Raw genomic sequence first — 23,499 nt, forward strand, 5'->3', positions numbered from 1 at the left:
TGATGATGCTGGCCCTGGGCGGACTGTTCGAGCAGGATCTGATCGAGTGGGTATCTCCCATGACTTATCAGGCCGCTTCCGGCTCTGGCGCCAAGCACATGCGGGAGCTGCTGAACCAGATGGGTGCACTCAACAGCGCCGTGAAGTCCGAGCTGGACGATCCTTCCTCCGCCATCCTGGAAATCGACCGCAAGGTGACGGACACCATGCGCTCCGGCGATTTCCCCACCGAGAACTTCGGTGTGCCTCTGGCGGGCAGCCTGATTCCGTTCATCGACAAGCAGCTCGATAACGGCATGAGCAAGGAAGAGTGGAAAGCGGGCGTCGAGACCAACAAGATCCTCGGTCGCAGTGATAACCCGATTCCCATCGACGGTATCTGTGTCCGTATCGGTGCCATGCGTTCCCATAGTCAGGCGCTGACCATCAAGCTCAAGAAGGACCTCTCCGTATCCGAGATTGAGGGAATTCTGGCCAAGGCCAATGACTGGGTGAAGGTGATCCCGAACGACCGGGATGCGACCATGGAAGAACTGACACCGGCGAAAGTGACCGGTACACTCAGCATCCCCATCGGGCGAATCCGCAAGCTGGCCATGGGTCCGGAGTACATCTCCGCGTTTACCGTAGGCGACCAGCTGCTGTGGGGCGCTGCAGAGCCGCTGCGCCGCATGCTCCGGGTCCTTCAGGAGCGTTAAGAAGTGTTACACAGGGGTAATTAATGCCAACTGTGTCCGGTTTCAGAAAACCGGTTGGGGGCGGAGGCTGATTTCGGCCTCCGCCCCTGTTATTTTCAGGGAACCTAGGGGGTTCCGGCTTGAAGATAAAAAAGTGCTGCAAGGAGTGCGGCTGATTGATTGATAAACGAGGCTTTATCAACAATACTTGCAAAATTGAATATTAAACTCGCGGCATAATAACGAAAATTATCCAGACGGAAGTCATCCAACCTCATCCGATTCTGTTTTGAAAAAAGCAGTAACGAATAACGGAGACTGGAAAGGAAAAAGCATGAAGGTACGCAAGCTTGCGGTTGCCCTGGCTCTGGCAGGAGGGCTCGGTTCCGGCGTTGCACAGGCCCTTGGGCTGGGAGAAATCGAACTTCAGTCCTATCTGAATGAGCCGCTGGATGCGGAGATCGTTCTGCCCCAGAGTCGGGGAGTGAGCCCTGGCGATGTTCTGGTCAATATTGCTTCGGATACCGCCTATGAGCGTGTGGGGCTGGATCGCAACCAGTTTCTCAGCAAGCTCCGTTTTGAGATTGTGACCGGCACTGACGGTAATCTCGTGGTCAATGTCTCCTCCCGGGAGCCCCTGCGCGAACCGTACCTGAACTTCCTTCTGGAGCTGAGCTGGCCGAATGGCCGCCTGATGCGTGAATACGCGGTGCTGGTTGATCCACCCGTGTACGCCGAAGATTCCGGCGTCCGTGAACAGGTAGCTGCACCGGGCTCAACCACGCGTACCTCAGAGCCTGCCGCTCAGCCGACCCGTAGCAGCGAATCCATCAGGCGCCAGGCCGAGGCGGAAAGCTCACTCGGTCGTGGCTATTCCGCAGATACCTTTGGCCCCACCGGTCCCTCGGATACCCTCTGGACAATCGCCCAACGGGTCCGTCCCGATAACAGCATGTCCATGCAACAGGTCATGCTGGCCATCCAGGATCTCAATCCGGACGCCTTCATCGGTGGCAATATCAATCGCCTGAAGCGCGGTGAAGTGCTCCGGGTACCCACCAGGGACCAAATCCAGAGCCGTACCCGGGCTGAAGCTACGCGCATCGTCAGTCAGCAGAATCAGGAATTCGAGTCTCCCCAACGCACGGTGGATGCCACCCCGACTCCCCAGCAGGCGCAGCCAACCGAGCAAGCTGCAACGGGTGGTGGAGAGGCTGAGCTGAAGCTTCTGGCGGCCGATGATAATGACTCCCGGGATACCACCGAGGGCGGTTCCGCCGGCGGTGACAGTGATCTGCCCGGCGGAGTGGATGCCGGCGAGGCCATTGCCATGGAAGAGCTGGAGAGTGCCCGCCGTGAGAATACAGAACTGAACAGTCGCGTTGAAGATCTGCAGGATCAGGTTGAGACCCTCCAGCGCCTGCTTGAGCTCAAGAACAGTCAGCTTGCCGATATGCAGCAGATGGCCGGAGAGGGCGATGCTGAACCGGTGGCGGGCGAAGCCGGAGCGCCTGATGAAGGCGAGGCGGCTGCAACCGCGTCCACTGAGGATGCCGCCGAATCCGGGTCTGAAGAAATTGGCACGGACGACATGTCCGAAACTGCTGCTCCTGAGGCCGGCTCCGAGCCAGCCGCTGATGAAGCGGAGCAGGGCGCCGCCATGACCGAAACCGAAATGGCAGCTGAGGAAGGTTCTGGCGATACGGCTCAGGAAGCCGATGTTGCCGGCGCAACGGATGAAGCCACAACTGACCAGGCCGCAGTCGACGCGGCGATCACCGGCGCGGAGCCTGCGGATGCAACAGCCGCAGGTGATGACGTCGCTACTGGCGGCCAGGAGCCTGAAGAAGAGGGAGCCGCGGCTGCCCCTGCACAGCAGCAGACCCAAGCTGCCCAGCAGCCCCCCGCGCCACAGAAAGCCTTCCCCGGCAATATCATTGACATGATCGTCAACAATCCGATGTACCAGATCGCCTTGGGCGGCGGCCTGATTCTTCTGCTGCTGCTCCTGCTTCTGCTGGCACGCCGGAATGCCAATCGGGAAAAAGAGTTCTATGACGAGCTCAACGCAGATTCCGAGGGCGAGTCCGATTCTTTCGAAGTTGACCTTGGTGAGGATGAAGCCAAGGCTCCGGAAGCTGCTGATGCGCTGGCTGAGGCTGACCGCTATGTTGCCTACGGTCAGACTGATCAGGCGGTACAGACCCTGGAAACCGCGATTTCGCGGGAGCCGAGCCGTACCGATCTGCGCCTGAAGCTGCTGGCTCTTTACGCTGACAGCCAGGATCGCCAGGGCTTCGAAAAGCAGTTTGGAGAGATCGAAGCCTTCGAGGATGAGGATGCGCTGGCCGAGGCCAATGCCCTCCGCAGTCGTCTCGAGGAGGCGGAGTCGGTCCCGAGCATTGATGACCTTGAGTCACAGCTTCGTTCCGATTCCTTCAGCACCGCTCAGGAAGACGCGTCAAGCGAAGCGTCCGCGGAGGCGGAAGTCTCCGACGAGCTCCTGGCAGATCAGTACGATGCGTCTAAAGAAGAACAGGTTGAAAACGAGTTTGGCGATTTCGATACCGAATTTGCAGAATTCGACCTGAGCGACGTCGAACAGGTTGAGAAAAAATCCGAAGATGCTGCGGAGACTGAGTCCGAGCCCGCCGGTACCCCGGACGACATGATCGAGTTCGATCTGTCCTCCCTTGAGACGGAAGATGAAGGCGAGCCGGAAGCGCAGAGCGAAGAGACCGATTTCTCCTCTCTTGAAATGGATCTGGAAGAGCCTGCCGAGGAGTCAAAGGAAAGCCAGAGCGATGAGTTCTCCCTGGAGCTGGAGGACGATTCCGGCAAGCCGGCAGATGCGAAAGGCGAAGAAGTGGAGTCTGAGCTCAGCGGTCTCGACGAGTCGTTCCTGGATGAGCTGGATGCTGAACTCGACAAGGTCGCAGGCGAGGACGAGCTTGGCGGTGATGAGATCGAAGAGTCTTCACTGGATGATCTGGAGCTGGATGTCTCTGACGAGGATCTCGCCCTGATGGAGGAGTTCTCCGATCCCGCCGATACCACCAACCACGGTGAGGAAGTGCCTGCATCACTCGACGAGGAGCTGGGTCTTGAAGACACCCTCGGCGAAGGCGACGTGATGGGAGAGGGCGAGGAGCCCAGCCCCGAACAGGAAGTTGCCGAGACCGAGGAATTGGAAGATCTGGGCACCCTGGCGGAGCAGGAAGCGCCTGCCACTGATGAAGCTGCAGAAGAGGATATTCCGGTGGCAAACGAGAAGGCAGATCGGCCTGCACCTGTCGATATTGATGAGTCCGAGCTTGGCGAAGACGACGACTTCGACTTCCTGGCCGGCACCGATGAAGCAGCGACCAAGCTGGACCTGGCTCGCGCGTACATCGAGATGGGTGACAGCGACGGAGCCCGGGATATCCTGGAGGAAGTGGCACTGGAGGGTGATGATGCCCAGAAGGCGGAAGCGCAGGATCTCCTTAAAAATCTGTCCTGATCCGTTATAATCAAGCCTTCAGGTGACGAGCGCCGGCCCCGGTTCACGGGATAACGCCGGCGCTTTGTTTTTACAGCAAGACCTTTTCGGACTTCCCCTTGTTCCTCGAAGCACAGCAACTGACCACAGACAACGCAATTGGTGACGGCCGGGTGGTCCTGGCCTTTGAATACGATGGCCGGGGCTTTCATGGCTGGCAGATGCAGAAATCCGGTGTGCGGTCGGTTGAAGGAGAGCTTTCGAAAGCGGTCGCCAAGGTGGCAAACCATCCGGTAGACCTGGTTTGTGCCGGCCGTACCGATGCTGGTGTTCACGCCAGTTACCAGATTGTTCATTTCGAGACGCCGTCAATCCGCAATCTGCGCTCATGGGTGATGGGAATCAATACCGCTCTCCCGGAGGATATCTCCGTCCATTGGGCGGGGCAGGGCGCGGAGGATTTCCACGCACGCTTCTCGGCAATCTATCGCCGTTACCGTTATGTGATCTACAACCACGCGGTTCGCCCGGGAATCCTGCGGGGCCAGGTCAGCTGGACCTTCCGTCCCCTGGATTCGGACAGGATGCATAAGGCTGCCCAGGCTCTGGTTGGTGAGCATGATTTTTCATCTTTCCGCGCCGCCGGGTGCCAGTCCCGCACGCCCGTTCGCTTTCTCGAGCGGATTTCGGTAACCCGTAAGGGGGATTTTGTCGTAATAGATATTCAGGCCAACGCTTTCCTGCACCACATGGTGCGTAACATTGCCGGGGCCCTGATGGCGGTCGGTAATGGCAAGGAATCCGTGGACTGGATTGCTTCGATCCTTAACGAGCGGGACCGGACCGTGGCCGGCGTGACTGCACCTCCTGACGGGCTTTACCTGGTGGATGTGGGTTATCCTGCGGGTTACGGAATCCCGAGGGCCGAATGTGGCCCGGGTTTTGTTCGCCCCTGGTTCCAACGGGACGACAATCACCCGATCGAACCAACTCACATTCATCCGAAAAAGCCGATGCCGAAGCTATGAGCACAAGAGTCAAGATTTGTGGCCTGACCCGCCCCGAGGATGTATCGGCAGCCATCAGTTGTGGTGCGGATGCCCTCGGATTCGTGTTCTATGAACCCAGTCCGCGCTCGGTTTCCCCCGGGCACGCCGCTGCTCTGATCCGTGACATCCCGCCCTTTGTGCAGGCAGTCGGGTTGTTTGTGAATCCGGAGCCCGAGTTTGTCGAGCAGGTGTTGTCCGAGGTGCCCCTGGATCTGCTCCAGTTTCATGGCGACGAAACGCCGGAGTTCTGTCGCAGCTTCGGCAGGCGCTGGATCAAGGCCATCCGGGTCCGCGAGGAAGGGCAGATCGAGACCGCGTTCCAGGACTACCGGGACGCCGCCGGCTTGCTGGTGGATGCCTGGGATCCGGATAGATACGGGGGTACAGGGCAGTCCTTCAACTGGCAACTGATCCCTGAAAGCCGCCCCATGCCACTTGTATTGGCCGGTGGGTTATCATCTGATAACGTATCCCGCGCCGTAACACAGGTGAAACCCTGGGCCGTAGATGTCAGTGGCGGCGTCGAACGCAGTAAAGGCATCAAGGACATCCAGAAAATTTCCGACTTCATTAAAGAGGTTCACCGTGTCTGTAAAACTGACTGAAGAAATGCTGAGCGCACTTCCCGATGCACGGGGTCACTTCGGTGCCTACGGCGGACGGTTTGTTTCTGAAACCCTGATGGATTCGCTGATGACCCTGGAGAAGGAATACCTTCGAATGAAGAAGGATCCCGAGTTCCAGGCCAAATTTGACGCGGATCTGGCGGACTATGTCGGTCGCCCGAGCCCGCTTTACTTCGCAGAGCGTCTGACCCGGGAGACCGGCGGAGCGCAGATCTGGCTCAAGCGGGAAGACCTGAACCACACCGGCGCTCACAAGGTGAACAACACCATCGGTCAGGCGCTTCTTGCCAGCTTCCTCGGCAAGAAGCGGATCATTGCCGAGACCGGCGCGGGCCAGCACGGTGTTGCCACTGCCACGGTATGTGCCCGCCTGGGTCTGGAATGCCATGTGTTCATGGGCGCGGAAGATGTCCAGCGCCAGTCCCTGAATGTGTATCGCATGAAGCTCCTGGGGGCCCAGGTCCACGCTGTCGAAGGCGGCACCCGGACCCTGAAAGATGCCATGAACGACGCCATGCGCGACTGGGTTTCCCATGTGGACGATACCTTCTACATCATTGGCACCGTGGCCGGCCCACATCCTTATCCGCTTCTGGTGCGGGATTTCCAGTCAGTGATCGGTCGTGAAACCCGCCGTCAGGCCCTGGAAAAGACCGGTAAGCTGCCGGATGCGCTGGTGGCCTGTGTGGGTGGCGGATCGAACGCCATCGGCATGTTCTACCCGTTCCTCGGGGATGAGAATGTAGAAATGTATGGCGTTGAGGCCGGCGGCCTGGGTATCGAGACCGGGCAGCACGCCGCACCCCTGTGTGCCGGGCGCCCGGGCGTCCTGCACGGTAACCGCACCTACCTGATGGAAGACGAGAACGGCCAGATTGCCAGCACCCATTCAGTGAGTGCGGGCCTGGATTATCCCGGGGTCGGGCCAGAGCATTCGTGGCTCAAGGATATCGGCCGCGCCAACTACGTGTCGGTAACCGACAACGAGGCGCTGGACGGCTTCCGTATGCTGACCCGGGTAGAGGGCATCATGCCCGCACTGGAGACGGCCCACGCGGTGGCTTACGGCGTCAAGAAAGCGGCGGAAATGGACAAGGACCAGATGCTGGTCATCAACATTTCCGGCCGGGGTGACAAAGACATTCACACCATCGCCCAGCTTGATGGTATCGAGATCTGATGAAAGGACGGAAACTGGCATGAGCCGAATTCAAGGGGTAATGAAGGCCCTGAAGGACCAGAATCGCAAAGCGCTGATTCCCTATATCACTGCCGGTGATCCTCACCCGGATGTGACGGTGGATCTGATGCACACGCTGGTCAGTGCCGGCGCGGATGTCATTGAGCTTGGTGTGCCATTCTCCGACCCGATGGCGGATGGTCCGGTCATCCAGCAGGCTTGCGAACGGTCCCTCAAGCACGGAACCTCGTTGCGCCAGGTCATCGGCATGGTCAAGGAGTTTCGGAAGCAGGATGACAAGACCCCGGTGGTCCTGATGGGGTATCTAAACCCCATGGAAGCCATGGGTTACGAAGCTTTCGCCGAAGCGGCAGCGGATGCTGGTGTGGATGGCATTCTCACGGTTGATCTGCCGCCGGAAGAGGCGGATGACGTGGCGCCGCTGTTCACCAAGCGCAAGCTCGACGCGATTTTCCTGCTGGCACCGACCACCGTTGACGAGCGAATCCGGGCTATTGCCGAGCACTCTTCCGGCTATGTGTACTATGTTTCATTCAAGGGCGTGACCGGTGCAGCTAAAATCAATGTCGATGAAGTAGCCGAGAAGGTCGCCCATATTCACGAGATGACGGCCTTGCCGGTCGGCGTCGGGTTTGGCATCCGTGACGCGGAAACAGCCGCTGCCGTTGGTCGGGTATCCGATGGTGTAATTGTTGGCAGTGTGCTGGTCGATACAATAGCCAGAAATCAGGCAGATACGGAAGAGCTCAAGCGGGCCCTGACGGATCTGCTCCACCCGATGCGCGAAGCACTGGACAGCCTGGCCTCCTGACCGGAGGCCGAGGGCAGGCAGGCCTCACAGGACAGGATTGAATCATGAGTAACTGGCTGGACAAAATCATGCCGAGCAAGATCCGCTCGGAATCCAAGCAGAGAACCGGGGTCCCCGAGGGGCTCTGGAAGAAGTGCCCAAAGTGCGGAGCCTTTCTCTACAAGCCGGAACTTGAGAAGAATCTGGATGTTTGCCCCAAATGTAACCATCACATGCGGGTGAGCGCGCGTCGTCGACTGGACATCTTCCTCGACGAAGACGGCCGTGAGGAAATCGCAGCGGATCTGGAGCCCTGGGACCGCCTCAAGTTCAAGGACAGCAAGCGTTACAAGGATCGCCTCTCCCAGGCCCAGAAGGGCACCGGCGAAAAAGACGCCCTGATCGCCATGAAGGGCACGACCCTGGGGGTTCCCCTGGTGGCCTGCTCCTTCGAGTTCAACTTCCTGGGCGGCTCCATGGGCCAGGTTGTAGGTGAGAAGTTCGTGCAGGCGGCCAATGTTGCCTTGCGCGATCGTATTCCGCTGGTGTGCTTCTCCGCCAGTGGCGGTGCCCGGATGCAGGAAGCGATCCTGTCGCTGATGCAGATGTCCAAGACCGCAGCCGTTCTTGAGCGGATGAAGCAGGAAGGCATTCCCTACATTTCCGTGATGACCGATCCGGTGTTCGGTGGAGTATCCGCGAGTCTGGCCATGCTGGGCGATCTCAACATTGCCGAGCCCAATGCACTGATCGGTTTCGCCGGCCCGCGGGTGATCGAACAGACGGTCCGTGAAAAGCTGCCGGAAGGTTTCCAGCGCAGTGAATTCCTGCTGGAGCACGGTGCCATCGACATGATTCTCCACCGCCACCAACTGCGGGAGCGTTGCGCACACCTTCTTGCCAAGTTCACTGCAGATGAAAAGCCCGGTACCGAAGAACCCATCGAATTCGAAGTGTCTGAAAAGCCCGAAAACGATGCCGCCGAGCAGTAACACCAATGGCAAGCCCCCGGCCGCGCCGGGGGCCAATGCCTCGCCCGATCAGTGGCTTTCCTACCTGGAATCCATCCATCCCTCCGAAATAGATCTGGGTCTTGACCGGGTCCTGCTGGTCCTGCGCCGGCTGTTTCCCCGCAAACCCCGGGGCCGGATCATTACCGTCGCTGGCACCAACGGGAAAGGCAGTGCAGTGGCGGCCATCGAGGCCCTGTTGCGTTCTGCCGGGCGCACAACCGGGGCTTATACCTCCCCGCACCTGCATCGCTACAACGAGCGCGTCCGCATAGATGGCTCCGAGATCAGCGACGAGGCATTGGTCCGTGCCTTCGAGGCGGTGGAGCAGGCCCGGGGCAATACCACGCTGACCTATTTCGAATTCGGCACCCTGGCGGCGTTTGTGGCCTTTGCCGAGGCCGGCGTGGAGGATTGGGTGCTTGAGGTGGGACTCGGCGGGCGGCTGGACGCGGTCAACGTGCTCGATGCGGACCTTGCCATCATCACCTCGGTGGATATCGATCACGTAGCCTTCCTCGGAAATGACCGCGAAGTGATCGGCTTTGAGAAAGCCGGGATCCTGCGGCCGGGCATTCCGGCGGTATATGCCGATGAGGATGCCCCCAGGTCGGTGTTACAGCAGGTTTCCGCGCAAAAGGTGGCTCTCGATCTGTTTGGCCGGGATTACCAGCTCCGACTGCCCGAGGACGGTGCCACCGGCGATTCCGCCAAGGTCCATCTGGAGTACCGGGGCGAGACAATCCGTTTTCCCGCCGGCCCACTGCCAGTGAAGAGCGTAGCGGCGGCTGTGGTGGCCATCCGGAACCTGGCGCCGGAGCTGAGCATTGCAAAGATTGAAGCCACACTGATGGGGCTGTCGGTTCCCGGCCGGTTTGAGCAACTCGCCAACCACCCCGTGACCCTGGTGGATGTGGGCCACAATCCCCACGCGGCAACCTGGCTTGCCGACCGGCTGGCTTCCCTGCGTCACGCAGACCAACGGGTGGTTGCCGTCTATGGGGCTCTTGCTGACAAGGATGTGGAGGGTGTCTCCGGCGCCATGGCTTCCGTTGTGGATGAGTGGTTCCTCGCGCCCCTGGACGTTCCCAGGGGGCTGGATGTCGTTACCCTGACCGACCGGGTCCGGCGCGCCGGCGTGACCGGATTGAAACAGTGCGAATCAGTAGCGGCGGCCATTGCCGCGGCCAGGGAGTCTGCCGGCCGTGAGGGGCTTGTGATCGTATTCGGATCTTTCTTCACCGTTGCCGAAGCCCGGGATGTCCTTCAGGGCGACAGAGCTTAAACTTTGTCCATGGCAGGTGTTCCGGCTTTGAGTTATCGGAAACAGCCGTTTAGTATCGGCGTTAGCAATAAACTGTACAGGAACGGTTAGGGAGTGGCAGCGTGGACGGACTGAAACAAAGGATCATCGGGGCACTGGTTCTCGTGTCACTGGCGGTTATCTTTGTGCCAATGATTTTCGATGAGCCTCATTCCGAGCGCACCTCCACCCCCATCCAGATTCCGGAAGAGCCTCCGTTCCCGGAAGTGAACGCCCCCTCGGAAGAGATTCCGGAGGCGCCCGTTTATGAAATCGAGGAATCGACCGCACCTGAAACAACCTCGCAGGTTGAGCAGTCCGCACAAACGGCGCCCGCCGAGGCCGAGCAGTCTGCAGGTTACCGGGTGATCGAGGATGAGGAAGCCGTTTCGGCGTCGCAGCCGGCAACGGAGGACAGCTCTACCGAGAGTGCCGGTGCGGATCAGCAGGTCGATGGTACGGCTGATGTGCAGCCCGCCGCGTCCGAGGAGCCGGCGAACGCGGAATATACCCGCTCCCTCGAAGGCGCCTGGGTGGTCCAGCTGGGCAGTTTCGGTAACCCGGACAATGCCCGCAGGCTCAGGGACCAGGTCCGGGAGAAGGGTTACGGCTCCCATCTTCAGGAGCTGACCCGCGGTGACACGGTCCTGACGCGGGTATTCAGCGGTCCCGTTGCCAGCAAATCGGAAGCCGAGGCTGCCAAGCGAGTGCTGGACGACGCGTTCAACCTGAACAGTCTGGTCACCGAGGGTGATAAATAGCGTGTTGATCCCGGATTATGAGCGTCGTGCAGTTTGGTGGCGCTGCGATTCCTGATAGAATTCGCGCTTTCTTTTCTCTGCCGGGTTTTTCATGGAATCGCTGATCTGGATTGACTGGGTCATTATTGTCCTCATTGCGGTTTCCACGCTGATCAGTCTCAAGCGTGGATTCGTCAAGGAAGCCCTGTCACTGGTCACCTGGATTGCCGCTTTCATCCTGGCCAGGACTTTCCACCCGCAGATGCAAACCCTTTTGGAGAGCACCGTCGAGACGCCTCTGGTGCGTCTGATTGCGGCGTTTGCAATCCTGTTCTTTGGTACCCTGATTGTCGGAGCCATCATCAATAACATGATCGGCCATCTGGTTCGTGTCACCGGGCTGTCGGCAACGGACCGGGTACTCGGCATGGGCTTCGGCCTGCTCAGGGGCGTGGTGGTGGTGATTGTCGGGATTGCCTTCACCCGTTACACCCCGCTGGCCCAGGACACCTGGTGGCGGGAGTCCGTGATGATCAACAGGCTCGCCGTGGTGGAGGACTGGTCACGGCGCACCTTCGGCGATGAGTTCGCCCGTTTTCTGGAGCCGGCAGGGGAGGGCGAGGCCCGACCGGAAGCTCCGGAGGCAAGTCAGGGAAAAGAAGACGTGGAACCCAGGTCCGCGTCCCGTTAACATTCAGTATTAACACTCGGAGAAGATCCTATCCATGTGTGGCATTGTCGGCATCGTCAGTACTTCCAACGTCAATCAGTCGCTCTATGATGCGCTGACTGTACTTCAGCACCGGGGCCAGGACGCGGCGGGCATTGTTACCTTTCAGGACGAGCGGTTTTACCTGCGTAAGGACAACGGACTGGTGCGGGATGTCTTCCACACCCGTCACATGCGTCGCCTTGTTGGCAATGTCGGGATCGGCCATGTTCGCTATCCCACTGCCGGCACCTCCAGTTCTGCCGAGGCCCAGCCGTTCTATGTCAACAGCCCCTATGGCATCACCCTGGCGCACAACGGCAACCTGACCAACGCCGATGAGCTGGCACGGGATCTGTTCCGCACCGACCTTCGCCATATCAATACCAATTCCGATTCGGAAGTGCTGCTCAACGTGTTCGCCCACGAGCTGCAGAAGCTGGGCAAGCTGACGCCGACGAAGGACGAGATCTTCTACGCGGTCAAGGCGGTGCACAAGCGCTGCCGTGGCGCCTATGCGGTGATTGCCATGATCACCGGTTACGGGATTATTGGTTTCCGGGATCCCAACGGGATCCGTCCGGCGTGTTACGGGGTGCGCGATACCGAGGATGGTGGCAAGGAATACATGATTGCCTCCGAGAGCGTGGCGCTGAGCGCCGCGGGCTTCAAGCTGGTCCGGGATATCGCGCCGGGTGAGGCGGTGTATATCGAGACCGATGGCACTCTCTACACCCAGCAGTGTGCCGATGAAGCTCATCTTTATCCCTGCATTTTCGAGCACGTCTATTTTGCCCGTCCGGATTCCATCATCGACAAGGTTTCCGTCTACAAGGCCCGCCTGCGCATGGGTGAAACGCTGGCGGAAAAAATCCTGCGGGAGCGTCCCGATCACGATATTGACGTGGTTATCCCCATCCCGGACACCAGCCGTACCTCGGCGATGCAGATGGCCCACCGTCTCGGCGTCAAATTCCGCGAAGGTTTCATCAAGAACCGCTACATCGGCCGGACCTTCATCATGCCGGGCCAGAAGATGCGTAAGAAGTCGGTCCGCCAGAAGCTGAACCCGATCGACCTGGAGTTCCGTGGCAAGAATGTGATGTTGGTGGACGATTCCATCGTCCGCGGTACCACCTGCAAGGAAATCGTCCAGATGGCCCGGGATGCCGGCGCCAGGAACGTCTATTTTGCCTCCGCGGCGCCCCCCGTGCGTTATCCGAATGTGTACGGCATCGATATGCCATCCGCCAGTGAGCTGATTGCCCACGATCGCACCATTGAGGAGATCCGGGAGCTGATCGGCGCCGACTGGCTGCTGTACCAGGACCTGGAAGATCTGATTACCTGTGTCAGCGATGTGAATGACCAGATTGGAGGCTGGGAATGTTCCGTCTTTACCGGCAACTACGTCACCGGTGACGTCGATCGGGCCTACCTGGATAAGCTTGAGGACCTCCGTAAGGACGAATCACGCGGCAACTCCGGCGGTGACTCGTCCGACAACGGTATTATCGATCTTCACAACGATGAAGACTGATTGTCCGGAAACCCTGGCCAGGAGACGCCCATGACCTTTCGCAGAGAAGAAACCGTCCAGATTCCGGAATCGGATCTCGAGGGTATGTCCGTGGATACCCTGGCCGTGAGGGCAGGGCAGATCCGAACCGATCAGCTGGAACACAGCGACGCGATTTTTCCCACCTCCAGCTTCGTCTATGGCAGTGCCGCCCAGGCGGCCGCCCGGTTTGGCGGCGAGGAACCGGGCAATATCTACTCCCGGTTTACCAATCCGACCGTGCAGGCGTTCGAGGGCCGGATCGCAGCGATGGAAGGTGGCGAACGTGCCGTGGCCACGGCGTCCGGCATGGCTGCGATTCTGAGCACCTGCATTGCGCTGCTCAAGAGCGGTGACCACGTCATCTGCTCCCGGGGTGTGTTCGGAACCACCAACGTGCTGTTCCAGAAGTACCTGGCCCGGTTCGGGGTGGAGACCACCTTTGTCAGCCTGACCAATTACGCGGAGTGGCAGCAGGCGATTCGCCCGGAAACCCGCATGTTGTTCCTGGAAACCCCGTCCAATCCCCTGTGTGAAGTGGCGGATCTGGAGGAGTTGTCCAGGCTTGCCCGGGCCAGTGACGCGCTGCTGGTGGTGGATAACTGCTTCTGCACACCGGTTCTGCAGCGCCCGCTGGAACACGGCGCGGATATCGTCATCCATTCCGCCACCAAGTATCTGGATGGCCAGGGCCGCTGTGTTGGCGGCGTCGTGGTCGGTCCGGACAAGCTGATGGAAGAGGTTTACGGATTCCTGCGTTCCGCAGGCCCGACCATGAGCCCGTTCAATGCCTGGGTTTTCCATAAGGGTCTGGAAACGTTACCAATCCGTATGCGCGCCCATTGCGACAATGCGTTACAGTTGGCATTGTGGCTGGAGCAGCAAAATGCAGTCGAATCCGTGTATTACGCGGGTCTGCAGAGCCATCCCCAGCATGAGTTGGCAAAGAAGCAGCAAAAAGGCTTCGGCGGGGTACTTTCGTTCCGCGTCAAAGGTGGTCGCGAAGAGGCCTGGCGTTTTATCGACGCTACGCGGATGATCTCCATTACCGCCAACCTCGGGGATGTGAAGACAACCATTACCCATCCGGCAACCACGACTCATGGCCGCTTGTCGCCCGAGGATAAGGATCATGCAGGTATTACCGAAAACCTGATCCGATTGTCGGTCGGCATTGAGGACGTCGAGGATCTGAAGACAGATCTGATGCGAGGCTTCGACGCCCTGGGCAGTTAAAGTAACGGACACGTCAGAGCATTCATGGCCGAAACCGCAAAAGCTAAGAAAGCATCCCCGGAACTTACGGAAAAGCAGCAGCGTTTTCGCCGTCTTGCCGCACAGGGCGCGCGCGAGGGCGCCGTTATTGCGCTGATTGCCCTGGCAATCTACCTGGCCATGGCCCTGGTCACCTTTACCCCGGGTGATCCGGGCTGGGCGAGCATCGGGCATGACACCTCGGTCCGCAACTACGCTGGGCGCACAGGCGCCTGGCTGGCGAGCCTGTTCATGGATTTCTTTGGCCACATGGCCTATCTCTTCCCGGTGATGATTGCCGGCTACGCGATCATGCTGGTCCGGCGCCGTAATGAATCGCTGGATCTGCACTGGCCACTATTCCTGATGCGCTTTGGCGGATTCCTCCTGATTCTGCTGTCTGCGACCAGCCTGCTGTCCCTGTATTCGGTTTTCGGGCTTGGCGTGTCCTCGGGCGGTGTGCTGGGCACGGCGGTGTCCGAAGCGATGGTCCGGTTCTTCAACCTGCCGGCAACGACGCTCCTTCTGATCGCGATTTTCCTGTTTGCGCTCACGGTGACCACGGGCCTGTCCTGGTTCTGGCTGATGGATCAGGTCGGTGCTATGACCCTGCGTTTCGGACAGTTCCTCAAGGGTCTGTTCACATCCAGCGGCGATAAGCCGGCGAACCCCAGGGCCGAGCAAAAAGCGCCGGAGGCTCCCAAGAAAGAACCGCCCATCGTGAATGACCGGGTCGAAAGTAAAAGCGAGCCTGCCGGGGGCAAGAAGGGCCGTTGGTGGCACCGTTTGCCGGGCCTCGGGCCCCGCAAGCCGAAAACTGCGGCGCCGGCCCAGCGCAGGGAGCCGGGGCTCGATGGTCTGAGTGCCTCCGAACCGGCAGAGCCGGCACGGCTGGAAAATTTCAGTGCACGGGATGTTAACGACAAGCCCGAACCCAAGGCCAAGGCAGTAAAAGCGGAGGCGCAGCCTGCCTCCCGATCCTTCAAGATCTCCCCGTTCAAGAAAGAGGATCAGTCGAAGTCGGATAAGGGCAGGAAGCCGGGCCAGGGATCCCTGCTGGAGGATATCGAAAGCCCGATTCCCCCGCTGACCCTGCTGGATCCTCCCGAGGAGCATAAGGAGAAAGGCTACTCCGAGGAATCGCTGGAGCATATGTCCCGTCTGCTTGAAGAGAAACTGGCTGATTTCGGGGTCTCGGTCGAGGTGGTCGAGGTCAACCCCGGCCCGGTGATCACCCGGTTCGAGATCAAGCCCGCCCCCGGCGTCAAGGTGAGCAAGATCTCCAACCTGGCCAAGGATCTTGCACGCTCCCTGGCGGTGCTGAGCGTACGGGTGGTGGAAGTCATTCCCGGCAAGTCCGTCGTCGGTATCGAGATTCCGAACGAGGAACGGGAAATGGTTCGCCTCTCCGAGGTACTCGGCGCCCGGGTATTCAAGGAAAGCTCATCGCCGCTGACCCTGGCCCTGGGCAACGACATTGGTGGTAATCCGGTGGTGGCCAACCTTGCCAAGATGCCCCACCTGCTGGTGGCCGGTACCACCGGTTCCGGTAAATCCGTGGGCGTTAACGCGATGCTCCTTAGCATGCTGCTCAAGGCCACGCCCGAGGAAGTGCGTTTCATCATGGTGGATCCGAAGATGCTGGAACTCAGCATCTATGACGGCATTCCCCATCTGCTTGCCCCGGTGGTGACCGACATGAAGGAAGCCGCCAACGCCCTGCGCTGGTGCGTGGCCGAGATGGAACGCCGCTACAAGCTGATGGCCAACCTTGGGGTCCGGAACATTGCCGGTTACAACCGCAAGATCAAGGACGCCCAGGCTGCCGGTGAACCCCTTCTGGATCCCCTGTGGAAACCTGACGAATATCTCGAAAACGACGAGGAGAACCGGCCGGAACTCGAAACCCTGCCATTCATTGTCGTCGTCATTGACGAGTTTGCCGACATGATGATGATCGTTGGCAAGAAGGTAGAAGAGCTGATTGCCCGTATTGCCCAGAAGGCCCGGGCCGCCGGTATCCACCTGATCCTCGCCACCCAGCGCCCGTCGGTGGATGTGATTACCGGCCTCATCAAGGCCAACATTCCTACCCGGATGTCCTTCCAGGTATCGTCCAAGATCGATTCCCGGACTGTTCTGGACCAGGGCGGTGCGGAGCAGCTGTTGGGTCATGGTGACATGCTTTACCTGCCGCCAGGTTCCGGCCTGCCGGTTCGTGTCCATGGCGCCTTTGTCGATGACGACGAAGTCCACCGGGTGGTCAGCGCCTGGAAAGCCCGTGGGGAACCAGTATACGTGGATGACGTTCTAAATGGCGCGGAAGGTGAAAGCCTGCCCGGCGTCCCGACCCTGAGCGAAGGTGGCGGCGACAGCGAAGGTGATTCCCTGTATGACGAAGCGGTGGCGTTTGTCACCGAAGGCAGGCGGGTATCCATTTCCTCGGTACAGCGTAAATTCAAGATTGGCTATAACCGGGCTGCGAACCTGGTGGAAGCCATGGAGGCGTCGGGAGTGGTAAGCACCGCCGGGCATAACGGTGCCCGCGAGGTACTGGCCCCGCCGCCACCCAGAGACTAGGAGTTAACCCTATGACCGTACGCCCGTTAAAAGTCGCGTTTGCCCTAGTGATCGGGCTGATACTCAGCCTGGGCACAGCGGCCGCCGAGGAGAGCGATGCACAGAGTCGCGAGGCCGCGTCGGAGCTCGCGTCCATCCTCAAAAGCTATGAGTCCTACCAGGCGGACTTCATCCAGATTGTGGTGAACGAGAATGGTAGCCGCGTGCAGGAAACCCAGGGTGAACTGAAGGCCAAGCGCCCTGGACTGTTCTACTGGGAAACCAGTGCACCGCTTCCGCAGTTCATTGTCAGCAACGGGGAGACCGTGGAGGTCTACGACCCGGACCTGGAGCAGGTAACCATCCATAAACTGGATGACCGGGTGCAGACCACGCCGGCTCTGCTGCTCAGTGGCGAGGTCGACAACCTGGATGAGACCTACCGGGTGTCCCAACGTCGTATCGGCGATCGTACCCGGGAGTTCACCCTGGAGCCGCGTAGCCCGGATTCCCTGTTCACTTCCCTGCGTCTGAGCTTCTTCGATGGTGAACTGCAGGAGATGCGGATGGAGGATTCCCTGTCCCAGCTCAGCATCCTGAGCTTCGACGACATCCGGTTGAATGAAGCCGTTGATGCCAGTGCCTTTACTCTGGAGTATCCCGACGGCGTGGATATTATCCGGGACGGAGCCTGATGCAGGACAGCCTTTTCGACGAGCCTGCCGGGTTCCAGCCGCTCGCTGCCCGGATGCGCCCCGGGTCCCTGGATGAGTATGTCGGCCAGGCGCACCTGGTGGGGCCGGGCAAGCCCCTTCGCCGGGCGGTAGAGCAGGGCCAGTTGCACTCCATGATCCTCTGGGGGCCACCCGGAGTGGGCAAGACCACCTTTGCCCAGTTGCTGGCGAACGTGGGCAACCTCAGTTTCGAGACCATTTCGGCGGTGCTGAGCGGCGTGAAGGAAATCCGCGCCGTGGTTGAGCGGGCGCGCAATCGCAAGCAGAGCGAAGGGGGTGATACCCTGTTGTTCGTGGATGAGGTTCACCGTTTCAACAAGAGCCAGCAGGACGCCTTCCTGCCCCATATCGAGGATGGCACCTTCATCTTCGTGGGTGCCACCACCGAAAACCCCTCCTTCGAGCTCAACAGCGCCCTGTTGTCACGTACCCGGATGTATGTGCTCAAGAACCTGGAAGAGTCTGACATTCTGGTCCTGCTGCAGCGGGCGCTGAGCTCAGAGCAGGGCTTTGCCGGCCGCCTGGCGGTTCCCGACCGTGTGTTGGAACTCATGGCTTCTGCCTCAGGCGGCGACGCCCGCCGGGCGCTGAACATCCTGGAGGTGGCCGCCGATCTTGCTGAGCCGGGTGAAGATGGCACCGATACGATTACCGAGGCGGTACTCGAGCAGGTGATGCAGACCAGCCTGCGGCGCTTCGACAAGGGTGGTGACGTCTTTTACGACCAGATCTCGGCCCTGCACAAGTCGGTAAGAGGTTCGGATCCGGATGGTTCGCTGTACTGGCTGTGCCGGATGCTCGACGGCGGCTGCGACCCGCTGTATGTGGCCCGCCGGCTGGTGCGGATCGCCAGCGAGGATATTGGCAACGCCGATCCCAGGGCACTCCAGCTCAGCATGGATGCCTGGGATGCCCAGGAGCGGCTGGGATCCCCGGAAGGGGAGTTGGCCCTGGCACAGGCAGTCACCTACCTGGCGCTGTCACCCAAGAGCAATGCCGTCTATAAGGCGTTCAACCAGTGCATGGCCGACATCCGTCAGGATCCGGATTACGAGGTGCCCCCGCATCTTCGGAACGCGCCAACCAAGCTGCTCAAGTCCATGGGCCACGGAGACAGTTACCGTTACGCCCACGATGAGCCGGAGGCCTTTGCCGCCGGGGAGTCCTACCTGCCTGAAGCCATTCATTCCCGCCGTTACTACGAACCGGTCAGCCGGGGACTCGAGATCAAGCTGGCTGAAAAGCGCCAGCGCCTGGATGCCCGCAACGCCGAAAGCCCGAACAAGCGTTATTCCTGAGGCCCCACGGTGGTCACCGCCGCCTGTGCAGGTATAATGGCCTGTCATTCAACTCATCACGCAAACCGGAAAAATCAGGATTACCATGCTCGATCCCAAACGCGTCCGTACCCAGACAGAAGAGATCGCCCGCCGGCTGGCTATCAAGAATTTCGAATTCGATATTGCCACCTTCGAGCAACTGGAAGAGCGCCGTCGTGCCCTTCAGGTGCGTACGGAAACGTTGCAGAGCGAGCAGAACAAGCGTTCTAAATCCATCGGCAAGGCCAAGGCTGCCGGTGAGGATATCCAGCCGTTGCTGGAGGAAGTGGACAGCCTGAAGAAGCAGCGCTCCGAGGCCGAGGACGAACTGCGCGGTCTGCAGGAAGAGCTCAATGCCTTCCTGGCCGGCATTCCCAACCTTCCGGACGAAGATGTGCCGGCCGGGGCCAGTGAGGAAGATAATGTCGAGATTCGCACCTGGGGCGAACCGAAGCATTTTGACTTCGAGCCGAAGGATCACGTCACCCTGGGTGAAAACCTGAAGGGCCTGGACTTTGAAACAGCTTCCCGGCTGGCCCATTCCCGTTTTGCCGTGATGCGCGGTCCGATCGCCCGCCTGCACCGTGCCCTGGCCCAGTTCATGCTGGACCTGCACACCGGCGAACATGGGTACACCGAGGCCTACGTGCCGTACCTGGTCAATGCCGATACCTTGTATGGCACCGGCCAGCTCCCGAAATTCGAGGAAGACCTGTTCAAGACCGAGGGCGAGAATCCGCTGTACCTGATTCCGACCGCCGAGGTGCCGGCCACCAACCTGGTATCCGATACCATCCTGGATGCGGACGAGTTGCCGCTGCGACTGGTTTGCCATACTCCCTGTTTTCGCAGCGAGGCTGGCTCCTACGGCCGTGATACCCGTGGCATGATTCGCCAGCACCAGTTCGACAAGGTGGAACTGGTGCACGTGGTGCGTCCGTCTGACTCCGAGGCTGCCCTGGAGGTGCTGACCGGTCACGCCGAGAAAGTCCTGCAGTTGCTGAAACTGCCGTACCGGGTTGTGACCCTGTGCGGTGGTGACATGGGTTTTTCCGCCGCCAAGACCTACGATCTGGAAGTCTGGCTGCCGGGCCAGAGCAAATACCGGGAAATTTCCTCCTGTTCCAATACCCGGGATTTCCAGGCCCGGCGTATGCACGCCCGCTGGCGTAATCCGGAAACCGGCAAGCCGGAGCCGGTTCATACCCTGAACGGTTCCGGTCTCGCAGTTGGTCGTGCCCTGATAGCCGTGATGGAAAATTACCAGCAGGAAGATGGCAGCATCGTGGTGCCTGAAGTTCTTCGACCCTACATGGGCGGCATTGACCGGATCCAATGAGTGATCAGCGCATAACAGCGTCCCCGGGAGAGGGCATCAGTGCCAGACCTGCACCGGTTCGCTACAAGGCCAATCCGGTCACCGACAACCCGAACAATTCGGCGGGTGAGGTGGCTCTGGTTGGTGCCGGCCCGGGAGATCCCGAGCTGTTGACGCTGAAAGCCTGGCGCCTGATCAGCTCGGCGGAAGTGGTGCTCTATGACCGCCTGGTGTCTCCCGAGATCCTGGCGCTGATTCCGGATTCCGCGGAAAAGATCCACGTCGGCAAGCAGCGCTCGAACCACACCTTGCCCCAGGAACAGATCAACCGGCGCCTGGTGGAGTTGGCACGCAAAGGGCTCAGGGTAGTTCGGCTCAAGGGCGGGGATCCGTTCATCTTCGGTCGGGGTGGTGAGGAGATCGAAACTCTGGCTGAAGCCGGAGTCCGGTTCCAGGTAGTTCCCGGCATCACGGCAGCCTCTGGCTGCGCGGCCTACGCCGGCATCCCCCTGACACACCGGGATCACGCCCAGTCAGTGCGTTTCATTACCGGCCATCTGAAGAATGACAGCTGCGATCTGCCGTGGGAGGACTTTGTCCAGAACAATCAGACCCTGGTGTTCTATATGGGTCTGGTGGGCTTGCCCATCATATCCCGCCAGTTGATTGTGCACGGGATGGCACCGGAGATGCCGGTGGCATTGGTCTCGAAGGGCACCACTCCGGAGCAGCAGGTGGTAACTGGAACGCTTGAGACAATTGTCAGCCGTGTCGATGCGGAACAGGTACGGGCGCCGACCCTGATCATTATCGGTCAGGTAGTGTCTCTGCGGGATAAGCTGGACTGGGTGGCAGGCTTGCCTGGTGGCGGTCTCTGAAATCAGAGGATCCATGACCAGATATAAAAACGGGGAGCGATCAGCTCCCCGTTTTTGTTGGTGCCGTTCTTAACCGGCCTTGCGCTTGGGCAGTACATCCTTGAGCTTGTCACGCATCTCGCGGATGGCTTTTTCGGTGGTCGGCCAGTCGATGCAGGCGTCGGTCACGGAAACGCCATACTTCAGGTCGGCGAGATTCTCCGGGAGAGGCTGGTTGCCCCAGTTGATGTTGCTCTCAACCATCAGGCCCTGGATAGAGGCGTTGCCTTCGAGGATCTGGTGGGTGATGTCCTGCAGCACCAGCGGCTGGATCGCAGGATCCTTGCTGGAGTTGGCATGGCTGCAATCCACCATGATGGATTTGCGCAGGCCGGCCTTCTCCAGGGCCTGCTCACACAGCGCCACGCTTACGGAGTCGTAGTTGGGCTTGCCGCCACCGCCACGCAGAACCACGTGGCCATAGTTGTTGCCCTTGGTCCGGATAATGGCAACTTTGCCCTGCTGGTCAATGCCCAGGAAACTGTGGGGATGGGAGACAGATTTCATGGCATTCACGGCCACATCGAGGCTGCCGTCGGTGCCGTTCTTGAAACCGATCGCCATGGACAGGCCGCTACTCATCTCCCGGTGGGTCTGGGACTCGGTGGTCCGGGCCCCGATGGCGGACCAGGCGATGGTGTCCTGCAGGTACTGCGGCGAGATCGGATCCAGAGCCTCGGTCGCAGCCGGCAGGCCAAGCTCGTTGATATCAAGCAGCAGCCGACGACCGATGTGCAGGCCCTGCTCGATGTCAAAGGTGTCGTTAAGGTGTGGGTCGTTGATCAGGCCCTTCCAGCCAACGGTGGTGCGGGGCTTTTCGAAATAGACACGCATAACGATCAGGAGGGTGTCACTGACTTCGTCTGCCAGCTTTTTCAGGCGCTGGGCATAGTCACGGGCAGCTTCCACGTCATGGATGGAGCAGGGGCCGACGACTACGAACAGGCGGTGGTCCTTGCCGTCCATGATGTCGTAAATGGCTTGACGGCTGTTGGCAACGGTTTCGGCCGCCTTGTCTGACAGTGGCATTTCTTTCTTGAGCGCTTCAGGCGTAATCAGCGTTTCGGTGCTGGCCACATTCAGATCTTCTAGTTTCTTACCCGACATGTTGTTCTGCTTCCCCGGTTCTGATCGAAATATCCCTCCGAACTGAGACCGGCTCATAAGAGGAATACCTGGTAACATGGATATCGTCGGGAGCCTTGTACGGCAAGCCCCGGCGAGTTGTTTATACTGCGTTATTTGAGGGGCCTTTTCAACGCTTGGTGGCCCTTGTCAGTCGCGCTTTCCGGCAGCCCGGAAACAAAAAAACCGGCACCATCGGCGCCGGTCTTTTTGGAATTACCCCGGGATCACTCCTCGAGTTCACCCATGCCGGTAATGTTGAAACCGCCATCAACGTACATGATTTCGCCGGTAATACCACTGGCCAGGTCAGAGCTCAGGAACGCGGCGGCATTGCCCACCTCCTCGGTGGTCACGTTGCGGCGCAGGGGAGCGCGTTTGGCGTTCTCGGCCAGCATGCGGCGGAAGCTGGCGATGCCGGAGGCGGCGAGGGTCTTGATCGGACCGGCGGAGATGCCGTTCACGCGGATGCCTTCCTTGCCGAGGCTCGCCGCCATGTAACGGACGTTGGCTTCCAGGGACGCCTTGGCCAGGCCCATCACGTTATAGTTCTGCAGTACACGCTCAGCGCCCAGGTAGCTCAGGGTAAGCAGTGAGCTGCCCTCGTGCATCATCTTGCGCGCACCCTTGGCCAGGGCGACAAAGCTGTAGGAGCTGATGTCGTGGGCGATCTTGAAGCCCTCGCGGGTTGTAACGTCCACGTAGTTGCCATTCAGCTCGTTGGCCGGGGCATAACCGACAGCGTGGATGATGATGTCGATGTTGTCCCAGTGCTTGTTCAGCTCGGTGAAGACGTTCTCGATTTCTTCGTCGCTGGCGACGTCGCAGGGGAAGGTCAGCTTGCTGCCCCACTGGTCCGCGAACTTCTCGACGCGGGACTGGAGCTTTTCGTTCTGGTAGGTGAAGGCCAGTTCGGCGCCTTCACGGGCGAAGGATTCAGCGATACCGTAAGCGATAGAGTGTTTGCTGGCTACGCCAACGATCAGTGCTTTCTTGCCACTGAGCATTCCCATGGGTGTGTCTCCCTGTGTTCCTGATTTTCGAGCATTATCCCCGACAGTGCCTCCGGGAGTAACGCTCAATTGGTCGTAGTGGTGGATTCATCGGTGGTCTGGTAGAACAATGCCGC

The 23,499-nt window shown here is 59.8% G+C and carries 18 protein-coding genes and 1 pseudogene; 17 read left to right on the top strand and 2 right to left on the bottom strand.

Annotated features, from left to right (window positions below):
* From asd to cobA, 17 genes and pseudogenes are all read left to right on the top strand, one after another.
* Nucleotides 1–698 (top strand): aspartate-semialdehyde dehydrogenase (asd, locus tag ACESMW_RS01295; protein ID WP_372985284.1); only part of this gene is annotated, 698 nt, incomplete at its 5' end.
* A gap of 313 nt (nucleotides 699–1,011) precedes the next feature.
* Nucleotides 1,012–4,179: a FimV/HubP family polar landmark protein gene (locus ACESMW_RS01300; RefSeq protein ID WP_372985285.1), complete on the top strand. Its 3,168-nt coding sequence runs from the start codon at nucleotides 1,012–1,014 to the stop codon at nucleotides 4,177–4,179.
* A gap of 98 nt (nucleotides 4,180–4,277) precedes the next feature.
* A complete protein-coding gene (truA, locus tag ACESMW_RS01305) occupies nucleotides 4,278–5,186 on the top strand; it encodes a tRNA pseudouridine(38-40) synthase TruA (protein ID WP_372985286.1) in 909 nt (302 codons plus the stop codon).
* Entirely contained in the window at nucleotides 5,183–5,812 is a 630-nt protein-coding gene (locus ACESMW_RS01310; RefSeq protein WP_372985287.1) for a phosphoribosylanthranilate isomerase, read from the top strand. The genes truA and ACESMW_RS01310 overlap by 4 nt, the downstream gene beginning before the upstream one ends.
* 4 nt (nucleotides 5,813–5,816) lie before the next feature.
* Nucleotides 5,817–7,013, top strand: a complete 1,197-nt coding sequence (gene trpB / locus ACESMW_RS01315) for a tryptophan synthase subunit beta (RefSeq protein WP_372985367.1) — start codon at nucleotides 5,817–5,819, stop codon at nucleotides 7,011–7,013.
* Between the two features lie 19 nt (nucleotides 7,014–7,032).
* Nucleotides 7,033–7,845 carry a tryptophan synthase subunit alpha gene (trpA, locus tag ACESMW_RS01320; RefSeq protein ID WP_372985288.1) on the top strand — a complete coding sequence of 271 codons (813 nt, stop codon included), beginning with the start codon at nucleotides 7,033–7,035 and terminating at the stop codon, nucleotides 7,843–7,845.
* Between the two features lie 44 nt (nucleotides 7,846–7,889).
* Nucleotides 7,890–8,816, top strand: coding sequence for an acetyl-CoA carboxylase, carboxyltransferase subunit beta (gene accD / locus ACESMW_RS01325; RefSeq protein WP_372985289.1), 927 nt, complete (start codon nucleotides 7,890–7,892; stop codon nucleotides 8,814–8,816).
* Complete coding sequence (gene folC, locus ACESMW_RS01330) at nucleotides 8,800–10,119, top strand: bifunctional tetrahydrofolate synthase/dihydrofolate synthase (RefSeq protein ID WP_372985290.1); 1,320 nt, start codon at nucleotides 8,800–8,802, stop codon at nucleotides 10,117–10,119. The genes accD and folC overlap by 17 nt, the downstream gene beginning before the upstream one ends.
* Nucleotides 10,120–10,220: 101 nt before the next feature.
* Nucleotides 10,221–10,898, top strand: coding sequence for an SPOR domain-containing protein (locus ACESMW_RS01335; protein WP_372985291.1), 678 nt, complete (start codon nucleotides 10,221–10,223; stop codon nucleotides 10,896–10,898).
* 91 nt (nucleotides 10,899–10,989) lie between these two features.
* Nucleotides 10,990–11,568, top strand: coding sequence for a CvpA family protein (locus ACESMW_RS01340; protein ID WP_372985292.1), 579 nt, complete (start codon nucleotides 10,990–10,992; stop codon nucleotides 11,566–11,568).
* A 34-nt stretch (nucleotides 11,569–11,602) separates the two neighbouring features.
* A complete protein-coding gene (gene purF, locus ACESMW_RS01345; protein WP_372985293.1) occupies nucleotides 11,603–13,126 on the top strand; it encodes an amidophosphoribosyltransferase in 1,524 nt (507 codons plus the stop codon).
* A 30-nt stretch (nucleotides 13,127–13,156) separates the two neighbouring features.
* Nucleotides 13,157–14,380 (top strand): O-succinylhomoserine sulfhydrylase, encoded by a 1,224-nt coding sequence (locus tag ACESMW_RS01350; RefSeq protein ID WP_372985294.1) that lies wholly within the window; start codon nucleotides 13,157–13,159, stop codon nucleotides 14,378–14,380.
* 24 nt (nucleotides 14,381–14,404) lie between these two features.
* Nucleotides 14,405–16,978 (top strand): DNA translocase FtsK, encoded by a 2,574-nt coding sequence (locus ACESMW_RS01355; protein ID WP_372985295.1) that lies wholly within the window; start codon nucleotides 14,405–14,407, stop codon nucleotides 16,976–16,978.
* A gap of 11 nt (nucleotides 16,979–16,989) precedes the next feature.
* A complete protein-coding gene (gene lolA, locus ACESMW_RS01360; protein WP_372985296.1) occupies nucleotides 16,990–17,652 on the top strand; it encodes an outer membrane lipoprotein chaperone LolA in 663 nt (220 codons plus the stop codon).
* On the top strand, nucleotides 17,652–18,989 hold the full coding sequence (locus ACESMW_RS01365; protein ID WP_372985297.1) for a replication-associated recombination protein A: 1,338 nt from the start codon (nucleotides 17,652–17,654) through the stop codon (nucleotides 18,987–18,989). Before lolA ends, ACESMW_RS01365 begins: the two co-directional genes overlap by 1 nt.
* Before the next feature lie 85 nt (nucleotides 18,990–19,074).
* A complete protein-coding gene (gene serS, locus ACESMW_RS01370; RefSeq protein ID WP_372985298.1) occupies nucleotides 19,075–20,349 on the top strand; it encodes a serine--tRNA ligase in 1,275 nt (424 codons plus the stop codon).
* A gap of 104 nt (nucleotides 20,350–20,453) precedes the next feature.
* A pseudogene (gene cobA, locus ACESMW_RS01375) lies at nucleotides 20,454–21,206 on the top strand (uroporphyrinogen-III C-methyltransferase); the annotation flags it as partial.
* 69 nt (nucleotides 21,207–21,275) lie between these two features.
* Here cobA and ACESMW_RS01380 read toward each other — a convergent pair.
* Both ACESMW_RS01380 and ACESMW_RS01385 read right to left on the bottom strand, forming a co-directional pair.
* On the bottom strand, nucleotides 21,276–22,352 hold the full coding sequence (locus tag ACESMW_RS01380) for a 3-deoxy-7-phosphoheptulonate synthase (RefSeq protein ID WP_372985299.1): 1,077 nt from the start codon (nucleotides 22,350–22,352) through the stop codon (nucleotides 21,276–21,278).
* Between the two features lie 245 nt (nucleotides 22,353–22,597).
* Complete coding sequence (locus tag ACESMW_RS01385; RefSeq protein ID WP_372985300.1) at nucleotides 22,598–23,383, bottom strand: enoyl-ACP reductase; 786 nt, start codon at nucleotides 23,381–23,383, stop codon at nucleotides 22,598–22,600.
* Nucleotides 23,384–23,499 lie beyond the last annotated feature (116 nt).

Origin of the sequence: Marinobacter sp. (genome assembly GCF_041690455.1) — a bacterium.
Taxonomy (GTDB): domain Bacteria; phylum Pseudomonadota; class Gammaproteobacteria; order Pseudomonadales; family Oleiphilaceae; genus Marinobacter.